The organism is Geobacter sp. AOG2, assembly GCF_019972295.1.
Classification (GTDB): domain Bacteria; phylum Desulfobacterota; class Desulfuromonadia; order Geobacterales; family Pseudopelobacteraceae; genus Oryzomonas.
In genome coordinates, this window is record NZ_BLJA01000001.1 from 3894043 (window position 1) to 3907925 (window position 13883).

Sequence of the window (13883 nt, forward strand, 5' to 3'; positions counted from 1 at the left end):
CAATAATGTGGGATAAAATGATACAAAACAGGGCTCCCGGAGATAATCCGGGGGCCTTTTTTTGTGTGATGCCGCAGGGTTCCGGAAAGAGGTCCGGAACGGCTGTGGTGTCCCTCCCAGGTATCTGCTTTTTACGCTTGCCGCGACGGTACCCCTCCATCCGGATAATGCGCCGGACCGCTTACGGCAGTTCCTTTTCCCTCTCGAACCCTTTGCGGTTGTTGTAACCGTGATCGCCGAAAGGTTGCAGCTTTTCCTGCCAGCGCAGCTTGGCGGCCCTCAGGAGCCGTTCTGCCTGCTCTCCCGGCTGCGGGGGCGGTAACTCCTCCAGCACCGTCACCTCGAAGGCCTCCGCACCATAGGCGGCCAACTCCTTTTGCAGGGCCGGACTGGACGGAATCTTCCCCATGCGCAGTTGGAACTCCCTGCTGGTTTTGCTGCCGGCCAGGTTCGTACTGCCATCGACGAACAGTTTGCCGTTCACCTTGTTCCTGATCTGGTAAATCCCCATGGCAGGCCGCTGTTCCTTGCAGGCGCGCTTCAACTCCGCCCGCCGCCCCCGCGATGCCTGCGTGGCGGCGCTTTCCGGTTTGGCCGCCTTCGGCACCGGCAGCGGCGCCGCTTCGGCGGCTCCCGCCTCCCGCCAGTAGCTGCCGTCGTCCCGGCGGATCATCCCTTCATCCACCAAAAAGCGGCGGATCGCACAATAATCGTCGAACAACGGCCGTATCAGGCCGGTAACCTCGGTCTCCGAATAGCGCCGCCCCGCCTCGAAGCGGAGCGCGAACTGTTCGAGCACGATCAGGCGCTTTTTATGCTGTGCCGGCAGTTTTTCCAGCATCCCGTGGGGGAAGAAGGTGCCGATCACCTTGGCGCGGTACGCGTCGATGCGCTCATCCTGCAACGCCTTGCCGGTGGCGCACGCCGCCACCAGTTCTTTCAGGGTGGTGTCCAGCACCGGCTCGTTGGCCGCCACCATCACATAGTATTGCTCCTTCCGGCTGCTGATCAGCCCGGCCTGTTCCAGTTTTTTGAGATGGAACGATACCGTGGAGGGGGCCAGGGCGTGGCGTTTGGCCAACTCCTCCACGTATTGGGGATGCTCCAGCAGCGAGCTGACGATGGCCAGGCGGGATTCGTCGGCCAGGGCTTTCATGATGGCAAGGCTTTGTTCGGCGTTCATGGTGATCTGCTCCTGTTTTGATAAGTATCGAAATAAAATATACGGTCTCTCCGGCCGCCTGTCAATATGTTTTTATGATTATCGAAATAAATTGTGCGGATCGAGCGGCGGCATGCCGGTTGCGGCATGCCGCCGGACAAGAGGGATGGCGTCCCCCGGTAATTGGCGGTAAAAGCGGCATGCGGCGGGTGCCCTTAAACCGCTTTCAAATTATTGGATTATAATTTACTATTGATAATAATAGAGTCAGAACGTACCGTTTCCCTGCGATAAAGGCCAGCACGGCCGGTATTCGCCAGGGGGAGGGGCGCGTGCTCCGTTTCTTCGGAATCGGGGGGAAGCGCCCCGGAGAATACGTGCGGAGTCGTTGAGGGTCAGGCGGGAGCGTTGTTTGGTTCGTAACGGTTGGAGCGTGGGGAGAACGTCATGGGTGTCGTTTCCATATCCGGTGGGGCAGGTTCAAATGCCATAGTCGGCAGGTCTCCGCTAGCGGAAGGAAGATCGGTTCCGGGGAATGCCCCATCGCCCAAAACCGCCCAGGATACCGTCAGGATTTCCGGCGCAGCCCGTGCCAAATCGCTCAAGCTCCAGGGACAAAATCCGCAGCAGATCGCGCAGCAGATGGGGGTGGATGTAAAAACGGTCGATAAATACCTGGGCATCAAGCCCGACAAGGCCGCGAGCGGCCAGACGGCAAAAACAGTCCCGGCCGAGCCGTGCTGGATAACCGATATCGTGAGCAGCAGCGGCATCCCCTGATTTCAGGGAAACACTAAGACATTGCGGGACACCATACCAATGATGGTAGTGAATCGAGTGAGGGGCACCATACCAGGGAAAGCAGCGAGCCGGAAAAGGGGTATGGCGCCCCTCCCGTTTTACCGAAAGTTGGTCTTCATTACCGGCATGCAGGGGCTATGCGAGGTGGCGGCATGAAATACACACTGAAAGAACTGCTTGATGTCCCCAGGTTACGGCAATTGCTCGATGCCATGGACGAAATTCACCGCATGCCCTCGGCTATTGTCGACATGGAGGGGGATATCCTCACCGCCACCGCCTGGCAGGACATCTGCACGAAATTCCACCGCGTAAACCCTGAAACCGAACGGATGTGCATCAAGAGCGATACCCATATCGGCGGCGAGCTCGACAAGGACAAAACATATGTCGTCTACCGATGCCCCATGGGGCTTGTCGATGCGGCAATGCCCATAATCATAGAAGGGCAACACCTCGGCAACGTTTTCAGCGGCCAGGTATTCATGGAGCCGCCCGACGAGGAACACTTCGTCGAACAGGCCGGAAAGTATGGTTTCGACGAGGCCGGGTACCTGGAGGCCATGCGCAAGGTCCCGTACATCCCCGAGGAGATGCTTCGCAAGTACCTGGGTTTTATTCACAGCCTCGCGCAGATGCTGGCGGAACAGGGGCTACAGCTTAAACGGCTGCTCGAAGCCGAGAAGGCGTTGCGTTTGAGCGATAAGCATCACCGCTCGATCCTCTCTACGGCCATTGACGGCATTTGGCTGGTGGATGTCCAGGGCCGGCTGCTGGAGGTCAACGAGGCGTATTGCCGGATGAGCGGCTACAGCGAGCAGGAACTGTTGACCATGTGCATCTCCGACCTTGAGGATGAAGAAACGCCTCAGGAGACCGCCCGCCGTATCCGCATGCTCATGACGCACGGCCATGCGCATTTTGTGTCGAGGCACCGCCGCAGGAACGGAACGGTAATGGATGTTGAAGTCTGTGCCCAGTACCATTCGGACGAGGGCGGGAGGATGGTCTCCTTTATCCGGGATATCACGGAAAAGTTACGTGCCGAAAGGACGCTGTCGGAGAGTGAAAAAAAATATCGCCAACTCTTCCATAACCTGCCCACGGGTTTCGCCCTCCATGAAATTGTTGTCGATGAGGAAGGCAAGCCCTGCGACTACCGGTTCCTGGAGATCAATCCCGCCTATGAAAGGCTGACGGGCCTTAAGGCCGCCGATCTCATCGGCAAAACGCAATTGGAGATCATGCCGAATTCCGAGCCGTACTGGGCCGAAACTTACGGAAAAGTGGCGTTGACCGGTGAATCCGTCAGCTATGAGAATTTCAGCGGGGACCTAGGCAGATATTTTCATGTCAAGGCCTATTCGCCCGAACCGGGAAAATTCGCCACGGTGTTTTATGACATAACCGATCGCAAACTTGCCGAAGAGGCCATAAGAGCAAGCGAGGATAAATTCTCCAAGGCATTCCGCGCCTGTCCCGCATTAATCACCATATCCACGATGGATGACGGCAGATACATCGACGTTAACGATGTTTTTTACGCAACAACCGGCTACCGGAGAGGGGAGGTGATCGGTCGCACGTCAACGGAGCTGGGTTTCTGGCTGGGCCCCGGCGACCGGCAAAAATATTTGGATGATTTGAATAGGCGTGGCTCGTTACGGGACTATGAAATCGACTTTCGCATGCGCAATGGCGAGGTGCGGAATTTTCTGGTTTCCAGTGAATTGATCGAAATTGGCGGAAAACCGAGCAGTCTCAATTTCATCATCGACGTTACCGAGCAAAAGAGGATGGTGGAATCCCTTCGCATTACCCGGTTCTCGATAGACCACTCCTCGGACGGTATTTTCTGGATGACCCCGGATTCGCGCATCACCGACGTCAATGAAGCCGCATGCCGCTCCCTCGGCTATTCCCGGGAGGAATTGCTGCAGCTCGCCATTTCCGACATCGACCCGACCTGCGATAGGGAAACCTGGCGGCAGCATATGGTCGAACTCCACGAAAAAAGCACGCTGGCATTTGAAACGGAGCACGCGACTAAAGACGGCAGGCGTTTCCCCGTCGAAATCGTCACGAATCTCATAGAGTTCGATACCAGACAGCTCGTCTGTTCCTTCGTGCGCAACATCACCGACCGCAAGCAGGCCGAGGCGGTAACGACGCGATTCATGCTGCGCCAGCGGGCGATCCTGGACAATCTGCCCATGATGGCATGGCTCAAGGACACCGAATGCCGCCTGGAAATGGTAAACGAGCCGTACGCGAAAGCCTGTGGATGTTCAATCGACGAGTGCATCGGCAAGACGGATCTGGAGCTGTTCCCCCGTGATCTGGCTGAAGGTTATCTTGCCGGCGACCGCACGGTGATGGCCACGGGCGAGCGATTGGAGGGGGAAGCCCTTATACCGTCGCCCCTCGGCCTGCGCTGGCACTTCTACTGCAAGACCCCTATTTTCAGCGAGCAAGGCCGGATCGTCGGTACGTCGGGGATTGCCCTGGACATCGCCGACCGCAAAAAGCATGAGGAAGCTCTCCACTCCATCCTCGAGTGGACGCCGATTTCCACCCTCGTTCATCGCGACGGGAGCATTCTGTATGCCAATCCCATCGCGGTCAAAACGTTCGGCGCCTCGGATGTCCATGATCTGGTAGGCCAGCCGATCCTGGACCTGATCCGCAAGGACTTTCATCAGATCTCACTGGCCAGGAAAAACAGTGCCGACCAGGGAAAGAGCATACCGGCAATCGAGTTCAAATTCATCAAGCTTGACGGCAGCGAATTCGACGGAGAAATCCAGAGTACCAGTTTCAATTATGACGATGGGAAAGCGTACATTTCGTGCATTCTCGACATCACCGACCGCAAAAAAGCCGAGGAAGACAGGGAACTGTTCGAACAGCAGCTGCAACATACCCAGAAACTGGAAAGCCTCGGCGTTTTGTCCGGCGGCATCGCCCACGATTTCAACAATATCCTTGCGGTGATCATCGGTTATTGCGAACTGATGAAGATGAACCATGAAACAGCCGGGCAATATATTCAGGAGATCGAAAAAGCGGCGGAACGCGCCGCGGGATTATGCCGCCAGATGCTGGCTTACGCCGGAAAGACGCAGCTCTCCATGGCGCGGACCAATATGTGGCTGCTGGTTGACGAAATGGTCTCCATGCTGAAGGCGACCCTGCCGCAAAATGCGGTCATCAAAACAGACCTCGCAAAGAATATTCCCCTTATTTCCGCCGATGCCAGCCAGATCAGGCAGGTGGTCATGAACCTGATCATCAACGCCTCCGAGGCGATCGGCACGGAGCAGGGTGAAATTCAGGTGGCGCTCGCCAAGACAAAGGTCATGGCCTCGCAACCCGTGAAGGACTATAACGGCAAAGAAGTGCCGCCCGGCGAATATGTCTGTTTGACCGTCTCGGACACCGGTTGCGGCATGGATGAAGAAACGAGGTGGCGCATCTTCGAGCCGTTCTTCACCACCAAATTCGCCGGGCGCGGACTTGGGATGTCGGCGGTCCTCGGTATAATCAACTCGCATGACGGCGCATTGCAGCTCTTCAGCCGGCCGGGCCAGGGCACGACCTTTGAGATCTATCTCCCCGTTCCGGCAAGCGACGTAGCGGCAGGGGAAGAGCAAGCCCGGCTTGCTCCCGCGGTTGCCTGGCAGGGGAGCGGGACCGTCCTTTTGGTCGAGGACGAGGATATGATCCGGCAGATAGCCAGGATCATGCTGCAACAGTTCGGGTTTACCGTCATGGAAGCGGTGAACGGCAAGGTGGCGTTGGAGTTGTATCGGCAGAACGCTGCCGACATTGCCCTCGTAGTAACCGACATGGGCATGCCGGTAATGGACGGCTGCCAGTTGTTCAGAGAGCTGAAAAAGCTCAATCCCGGATTGCCGATCATCGTTTCCAGCGGTTTCGGTGATGCCGAGGTCATCTCCAGGATAGGAGCCGAGCATATGGCGGGCATGATCAGCAAGCCGTACAACCCGAACCAGTTGCGGGAAGTTCTGAGGAAGGCACTGGAAGGTGCGCCGTCGGCCCCAGGGGCGAAATGAACCGGTCCAGGAGGCCGCCGACCCGGCAGAAATGACGGCATCACCACCGGCGCACCCGAAAACAAGCCGCCTTCCCGCAGGGGAGGGCGGCTTCATATTTCCCCCCCGGCCCGCCGAACCCGCAAATCCATTGACTGCTCCCCCGCATCTGCTATCTTCTATAATTTCCATTCAGGCAGACGAAGGAGAAGGTCATCGATACGCATAAGGCGATAGACGGGCTGGCCATGGGGCTGATGCTGCTCCTGTGCATGATCTGGGGGTTGCAGCAGGTGGCGTTGAAAGCGGCGGCCCCGGATGTTGCGCCGCTGTTGCAGTTGGCGCTCCGCTCCGGGATCTCGGCGGCGCTGGTGGGGCTGGCCATGTTCCTGCGGGGGGAGCGCATCGCCCTGGGGGACGGTACGTGGCGGCCCGGCCTGGTGGTGGGACTGCTGTTTTCCCTGGAGTTTCTGTTCGTGGGCCAGGGGTTGCGCTATACCAACGCCTCCCACATGGCGGTCTTCCTGTACACCGCGCCCGCGTTCGCCGCCCTGGGGCTCCATTGGCGCCTGCCGGCGGAACGGCTGCAACGCTTCCAGTGGTTCGGCATCCTGCTGGCCTTCGCCGGCATCGTCACGGCGTTCTTCGGGCGCGGCCACCAACCGGCGGGCGGGGCGGCGACCAACATCCTCCTGGGCGATTTCCTGGGGCTCATGGCCGGGGCCGCCTGGGGCGCCACCACGGTGGTGCTGCGCTGCTCCAGCCTTGCCCGGACATCCGCCACCAAAGCCCTGCTGTACCAGTTGATCGCCGCCTTTATCCTGTTGCTGGCGGCGGCCAGGGGCCTGGGCGAGACCTCCTTCAATCCCACCCCCCTGGCCTTCGGGAGCATCCTGTTCCAGGCGCTGGTGGTCTCCTTTGCCAGCTATCTCACCTGGCTCTGGCTGCTGCACAAGTATCTGGCGTCCCGCCTGGGGGTGTTCTCGTTCATGACGCCGTTCTTCGGCATCGGTTTCGGGGTGTGGCTGCTCCACGAACCGCTGGAGGCGAGCTTCCTGGTGGGGGCGGTGCTGGTCATCGCGGGGATCGTGCTGGTGAGCGGTTACGGGTGGTTGCAGCAGCTGTTCGGGGGCAGAAAGGCCTGACGGGGCAGCACCAATATGGTTGGGTTCTCATCCGTCACCAGTCCGGTTTTCCGGTCAAGCATTGGTTGTAAGCAGGTATTTTCCTCCGCCTGATCCCCTCCTTTCGTCCACATTCCCACTCTACCTCACCTCATCTTGAATAGCAGAGGCCCGCTCCCGGACCAGGCGCAAAAAAGCGTCGCGGGGGGGAGAATCCGCCTTCGCGCGCCAGCACAGGACCAGCGGTATGGGGTCCAGCGCCGGCGAGATCGGCACAAAAGCCACCTGTCTGCTGCGAAGATTCCTGACCCCTTCGGGAACGATGCTGACGCCCAGCTCGGCGGCCACCATCGTCAGGACCGTTGCCATCAGGTCGGGGCTGTGAACGACCGACGGTGAAAAACCCGCCGTTCGACAGGCGGTAATGATGTGGTCGTACATGCCGACCGCCACCATTCGATCCAGAAGCACGAACGGTTCCCGGGCCAGCTCGGAAAGTTTTATCCGCTGACGTGAGGCCAGCGGGTGCGTCTCGGCCATCACGGCCAGCACCTTCTCCCGGAACAAGACCTGAACCGCCAGGTCGGGATGGCCCGGCGGCAGCGGACGGGTGAAGCCGATATCGATCTCCTCCCGGGCAAAGGCTTCCAACTGCCGATTCGGCGTCAACTCATGCATCCGTATGGTGACGTTTGGATACTGCGCCCGATAACAACGAATCAGTTCCGGGAGCATGTGCATGGTCGGCGCCGCAAAAAAGCCGATGGACAGTTCGCCTTCCTCGCCCCGCGACGTGCGCAACGCCCTGTCTTTTGCCGATTCCGCAGCCGCCAGAATCGATTGCGCATCCGCCAGAAAAACCTTCCCGGCCGCCGTCAACTGGACGGAGCGGGTGTTGCGGAACAACAGCGGCGTGCCGATATGCCGCTCCAGATCCGAGATCTGCGTGCTCAGCGCCGGTTGGGCCACCAGAAGTTTCTCGGCCGCTTTCGAGAAGTTCAGCTCCGACGCCACGGCCACGAAATAACGAAGATGTCGCAGTTCCATGGCTTATTTATATCAAAAACGTATAAGTGTTACAATAATTATATATTTCACAAATATATAAGGCTTCTTTAGGATGTGAAGTAGAGACGGTGAGCACCTCACCTGCTCGGACGTTCGCACGAACAACCTCACAGACAAAGGAGATTTTAGTATGAGTTCCCTCGATACGACGAAAACCCTTGATGGCGTCACAGCGCTCGACCCACCCCACGCCGTAGCCGAGAGGTTGCCTGCGGCTCTGGTGCTGTTTCTGGCGGCCGGGGCCGGCCTGTCCGTTGCCTCGCTATATTACAGCCAGCCGATGCTCGGCGTGCTGGGGGCGGACATCGGCGCCTCGGATCGCGCCGTGGGCTGGGTGCCGACCTTGACCCAACTGGGATATGCCCTGGGTATTCTGCTCCTCGCCCCGCTGGGTGACCGTTACGACCGGCGGCGCATTATCCTTGCCAAGGCGGCGGTGCTGGTTCTGGCGCTCTTCGTAGCCGCCGTTGCGCCGTCCATCGGGTCCCTGCTGGCGGCCAGCCTGGTGATCGGTCTTGCCGCCACGCTGGCTCAGGATATCGTGCCCTCGGCCGCCCACCTGGCGCCGGAAGCGCAACGCGGCAAGGTGGTGGGGACGGTGATGACCGGGCTGCTGCTGGGGATCGTACTGTCCCGCGTGGTGAGCGGCTACATGGCGGAACACTTCGGCTGGCGCGTTGTTTTTTACGGTGCAGCCGCCAGTATCGTTCTGGTCGGCTTTGGTGCCTGGCGCAGCCTGCCGAGCTTCCGGCCGACCATTCAGGATTCCTACGGCGAGCTGTTGAACTCCCTGGTCCACCTGTGGCGGCGTCACGGCGCCTTGCGCCGCGCGGCACTGGCACAAGGGCTGTTGTCGATCGGTTTCAGTGCCTTCTGGTCCACCCTGGCCGTGATGCTGCATGCCGCGCCGTTCCATCTGGGCAGTGCCGCAGCCGGTACCTTTGGTCTGGCCGGTGCCGCGGGTGCCATGGCCGCTCCCCTGGCGGGGCACCTCGCCGACCGGCGCGGGCCGGAGCAGGTCACGCGTCTGGGAGCAGGTCTTGTTGCCCTGTCGTTCGCGGCCATGTTCTTTTCACCGCTGCTATCGCCCCATGCCCGGTTGTGGCTCTTCGCAGCCAGTGCCGTGGGCTTCGACCTGGGGGTGCAGGCCACATTGATCGCCCATCAGACCATTATTTACGGCATCGACCCCGGCGCACGCAGCCGGCTCAATGCGATTATGTTCGTGGGCATGTTCATCGGCATGGCCGCCGGTTCGGCACTGGGCAGCATGCTGCAGGCACAATGGGGCTGGATGGCGGTAACGGCTCTGGCTACGACGACGGCCATCGGTGCGTTGGCGACGCGGCTCTGGCCCGCTGCCACGCGCCAAAAAATCGAAAAAGGATAAAACACCAGATACTCCGGTATTCCGCACGGTTGAAGGTGATAATTAATTTGCATTCATATCGGGCAGGGTTATAGTAATAAAAAAGACAATATGTATCTTGTTTGAAGCGGAGAGGAACTTTTTCGGCACATTCTCCAACAAGAAAGCGACTCCCCAAAGCAGTTTATACCAGTACCCAACGCGGTGTTCTCGAAGGCACTCCGTGAGAAGACACCGCACAGGAAGGGCTGATTATGAGCGAACCACTCACCACCATTCAGCTGACCAGCTCTCGCGCTGAGCAGATTTTCCCCGTAGTGACTTCATCCCAGATTCTTCGTATTGCAGAGCACGGAACCAAGAGGGCGATTCTGCAAGGAGAGGTGTTGGTAGAACCGGGAGATACGACGGTACCGTTCTTTCTGGTCGTTTCAGGTAAAATACAGGTCGTGCGCCCGGCGGGCGCCGCCGATACCCTTATCGTAGAATACGGGTCCGGGCAGTTTACGGGGGAAGTCAATTTGCTCTCCGGCCGCCCGGCTATCCATCAAATACGTGTCGCCGAGTCCGGGGAGGTTATCGAGCTTGAACGCAAGCACATGCTGGCTTTGGTGAAGACCGACGCCGAGCTCGGCGAGATTCTGATGCGCGCATTCATTCTCCGCAGGGTGGAATTGGTATCTGCAGGGATTGGAAATGTTGTGCTCATCGGATCGACTCATTCCGCCGGTACACTGCGAATTAAAGAATTTCTGATGCGCAACGGCCACCCGTACACGTACATTGATCTCGAACGCGACTCGGATGTACAGACCTTCATGGATGGTTTTCATTTTGCCGTTAGCGAGATACCCGTAGTGATTTGCGCCGGTCAGACGGTGCTCAGGAACCCGAGTAACCGGCAACTGGCCGAATCGCTCGGCTTTAACGAAGCGATCAGCCAGACCGTGCTGCGCGACCTGATCATCATAGGCGCCGGTCCCGCCGGGCTGTCGGCAGCCGTTTACGGCGCGGCGGATGGGCTTGATGTCTTGGTAATCGAAACAAACTCGCCGGGCGGCCAAGCCGGATCGAGTTCAAGAATCGAAAATTACTTTGGATTTCCAACCGGCATCACAGGCCAGGAACTCGCAGATCGGGGGTATAACCAGGCGCTGAAGTTCGGCGCTCAACTCATGACAACCAAGGCAACCCGGCTCATCAGCGAGGGCAACATATACGTTGCTGAATTGGAGAATGGCGCCCGCATTTCCACGCGCGCCGTAGCGATTGCTTCCGGGGCAAAGTATCGGCGGCCTCCGTTGGAGAACTTGTCGAACTTCGAGGGGGCGGGAGTCTACTACGGCGCCACGTACATTGAGGCGCAATGTTGTGAAGGAGAAGAAGTGATCGTTGTCGGCGGCGGGAACTCCGCAGGCCAAGCGGCGGTCTTTCTCGCACAAAAGGCCAAGAGGGTCTACATGCTTGTCAGGTCTGAAGGCCTGGCCGATACCATGTCACGCTATCTCATCCGGCGCATCGAAGAGTCTCCTGTGATCGAATTGCGGACGTCCTCCGAGATCGTCTCGCTTACAGGAGACAACCACCTCGAAGCCGTTCAATGGAGAAACAACACTACGGGGCACGTCGAAAAACATGACATACGACATGTCTTTATCATGATTGGGGCTGTTCCCAACACGCGCTGGCTTGATGGTTGCGTCGCACTCAATACCGAAGGGTTTATCAAAACGGGAGCAGACTTGACAGCGGAAGATTTAAGCGCCGCCCACTGGCCTCTTGCACGACCACCGTACTTGCTGGAAACCAGTTTACCCCGGATTTTTGCCGTGGGCGATGTTCGCAGCGGTAGCATCAAACGGGTTGCCTCCGCTGTGGGTGAAGGATCAATTGCATTGTCATTCGTTTATCATGTCCTTCAGGAATAGTTGTCCGCGATGCCGCGTCAGAACCCCGAGAGACCATAAAAACATGCTGCTTCGCGGTGGCCGGGATTGAAAGAAAGTAAATAAAGCAGCCTGCTCCCGTTGGGGTCGCCACCGCCACAGGGGGCTGCCACCCAGGGTAAACGCGGCATGCGAAACAGTAAAAGGATCATTTTGTCGGAAATTTATACACATTAATGTGTCAATCGTTATTTTATTTGTTATGAAGCGATATTGCTGCGTATTTTATTTTGGCCCGTTAGTTGCTTAAGATATTCTAAACTTTGTTGAGTGACATCACCGCCGCTGTGATGATTCGACAATAAACTCTCCGGGTAGTGGATACATGCTGGATACGCGGTGTGGTTCACAGTAAAAGGAGCATCATATGAAACGGACATTAGCACTATCATTGGCAGGCGCCATCTCGCTGTTCGCATCGATTGCCGGTGCCACCCCCATCTTCAATGTGGCGAACGACGGCTTTGAAGACCACACCAACGGTTCGATTTATTCGACGTATGCCAATAGCGGTCAATTCCTGTACATCGCGTCCGGGAACAATCTGGGCAATGCGGCGACCCTTCAGCTTGTCCAGACGAAGCTGAACACTTTTCTGGGACAAAACATTACGCTGACGCAGGACGCCAATGTGACCATCACGGGTTCCGGCGGCGCTTCCGGCACGTGGAACACGAACTCGGCCACCACCACGATCAGTTTTTACGTCGTCAAGGCGGCCAATGCCTACGCCATGTATGAGGTATTGCCGGCGGACCTCACCGGCTCCTGGAGCACCTATGACCTTTGGCACGCCGGTTACGGCGGCAATGGCGCGCTGGATGTCTCCCACTTTACGGGGTATGTTTCTTCAGGCGCGGCCCCGGTGCCCGAGCCTTCCACGCTGATTCTTTTCGGCGCCGGTCTCGTCGGTGTCGTCCTGCTGCGGAGAAGCATCAAGGGATAGATCCCTTGTAAGATTTGGCGACATTGCCATGCCGTCCGAAAGGGCTTTCCGCAAGGAAGGCCCTTTTTTCATTCCCCCGCGGCCAAACCCTGCCGCACCCTGCGCTTCATCGTGCCCGCGCTCCCGCCGCCACCTCACACCTTGAAATTGCCGATCAGGGATTGGAGCAATTCCGATTGGTTATAAAGTGTAGACGCGGACGAGGCCGCTTGCGTCGCCTCCTCGGCAGCCTCTTGAATGGTTACGGTTATCTCCTGGAGATTATGCGACATCTCCGCGGTTGTCGCGGTCTGTTCTTCGGTTGCCGTGGCGATCTGGCTGATTTGCATATTCAGGTCGTTGATCTGGGCGAGGATGATCTTCAGCGCCTTGCCGGACTCAAGCGACGATTCGGTGCCCCGTTCCACCTCGCCGACCCCCTCCTCCATAACGAGGAGAGCCTCTTTGGTTCCCGCCTGGACGGCTTTTATCATCTCGCTGATCTCCCCGGTGGCGCGCGTCGTCCGTTCGGCAAGCGCCCGCACCTCGTCCGCCACCACCGCAAAGCCCCGTCCCGATTCTCCGGCGCGCGCGGCTTCGATGGCGGCGTTCAATGCCAGCAGGTTGGTTTGGTCCGCAATGTCGTCGATGGTGCCGACGATCTGGCCGATCCGGCCCGAAAGCGAGTCCAGGCCTTCTATGGAGGTTGCGACCTTTTTGACCTGGTCCGCGGTACTCATCATCCGGTCGATGGTTTGGGTCACGATCTCCCCGCCCGAGTTGGCGGTGTCGCTGGCTTTGCCGGCGTTTTCGGCGGCATTGACGCAGTTTTGGGAAATCTCGGACGATGTTGCGGATATTTCCCCGCTGGCGGAAGCGACGCTCGCGGCCTGGGAAGCGACCCGCTCGGAACTTGAGGCGATTCTTGCGGCATTGCTGCTGAGGGTGTGCGAAGCGTTCGCCACCTGCTCGGAGGTGTGGGATATCTGCGAGATCATGGTGCGCATGGTCTCCTGCAAATTGTTTATGGACCTGATGATCACGCTGATCTCGTTGTTGTTCCGGGCGGCTATGGTTTGCGTCAGGTCGCCCGCCGTTATATTGGCCAGATAACCGTTTATCCTGCTCAAGCCGTTATGAATCGTCCAAAAGAGCAGAAAGCAAAAGAACATGCCGAGCACGACGAATATTGCCGTGGAGATGATGGACAAGGTCAGGGAAAAGGAGCGGCCGAGAACAACGGCGGCGATAATGCAGAAGCTGTAACAAATGCAGAGAACCAGGATGCGGGTCCGTATGGTGAACCGCAAATAGATGTTCAACAGGAATGACATGATGTGTACCTCTCGCACGGATGGAGTTCCCGCGTTCGTATGTTGACGGCGATCACGTAAGTGCGCGTCATATCGCGGCGGTGCCGGGGAAGCGGTCCT

The 13883-nt window shown here is 58.3% G+C and carries 9 protein-coding genes; 6 read left to right on the top strand and 3 right to left on the bottom strand.

The genetic code is table 11. The features are described from left to right. Window positions 1-181: 181 nt before the first annotated feature. Window positions 182-1183 carry a metalloregulator ArsR/SmtB family transcription factor gene (locus LDN12_RS17705; protein WP_223923974.1) on the bottom strand — a complete coding sequence of 334 codons (1002 nt, stop codon included), beginning with the start codon at window positions 1181-1183 and terminating at the stop codon, window positions 182-184. Between the two features lie 426 nt (window positions 1184-1609). Between LDN12_RS17705 and LDN12_RS17710 the strand changes: the two genes are divergently transcribed. The 3 genes from LDN12_RS17710 (at window position 1610) to LDN12_RS17720 (ending at window position 7163) form a co-directional block, all read left to right on the top strand. Then, window positions 1610-1942, top strand: coding sequence for a hypothetical protein (locus LDN12_RS17710; RefSeq protein WP_223923975.1), 333 nt, complete (start codon window positions 1610-1612; stop codon window positions 1940-1942). A gap of 173 nt (window positions 1943-2115) precedes the next feature. Beyond that, window positions 2116-6039, top strand: coding sequence for a PAS domain S-box protein (locus LDN12_RS17715; RefSeq protein ID WP_223923976.1), 3924 nt, complete (start codon window positions 2116-2118; stop codon window positions 6037-6039). Window positions 6040-6233: 194 nt separating this feature from the next. Beyond that, entirely contained in the window at window positions 6234-7163 is a 930-nt protein-coding gene (locus LDN12_RS17720; protein WP_374045099.1) for a DMT family transporter, read from the top strand. A 120-nt stretch (window positions 7164-7283) separates the two neighbouring features. Here LDN12_RS17720 and LDN12_RS17725 read toward each other — a convergent pair whose 3' ends face one another. Beyond that, a complete protein-coding gene (locus tag LDN12_RS17725) occupies window positions 7284-8189 on the bottom strand; it encodes a LysR substrate-binding domain-containing protein (protein WP_223923978.1) in 906 nt (301 codons plus the stop codon). A 151-nt stretch (window positions 8190-8340) separates the two neighbouring features. Here LDN12_RS17725 and LDN12_RS17730 point away from each other — a divergent pair, with 151 nt between their 5' ends. The 3 genes from LDN12_RS17730 to LDN12_RS17740 all read left to right on the top strand — a co-directional run bounded on the left by LDN12_RS17730 (window position 8341) and on the right by LDN12_RS17740 (window position 12471). Then, complete coding sequence (locus tag LDN12_RS17730) at window positions 8341-9600, top strand: MFS transporter (protein ID WP_223923979.1); 1260 nt, start codon at window positions 8341-8343, stop codon at window positions 9598-9600. Between the two features lie 233 nt (window positions 9601-9833). Beyond that, complete coding sequence (locus LDN12_RS17735) at window positions 9834-11507, top strand: cyclic nucleotide-binding domain-containing thioredoxin-disulfide reductase (protein WP_223923980.1); 1674 nt, start codon at window positions 9834-9836, stop codon at window positions 11505-11507. Window positions 11508-11892: 385 nt separating this feature from the next. Then, complete coding sequence (locus LDN12_RS17740) at window positions 11893-12471, top strand: PEP-CTERM sorting domain-containing protein (RefSeq protein WP_223923981.1); 579 nt, start codon at window positions 11893-11895, stop codon at window positions 12469-12471. 134 nt (window positions 12472-12605) lie between these two features. Here LDN12_RS17740 and LDN12_RS17745 read toward each other — a convergent pair whose 3' ends face one another. Beyond that, window positions 12606-13784 (bottom strand): methyl-accepting chemotaxis protein, encoded by a 1179-nt coding sequence (locus LDN12_RS17745; protein ID WP_223923982.1) that lies wholly within the window; start codon window positions 13782-13784, stop codon window positions 12606-12608. Window positions 13785-13883: the final 99 nt, after the last annotated feature.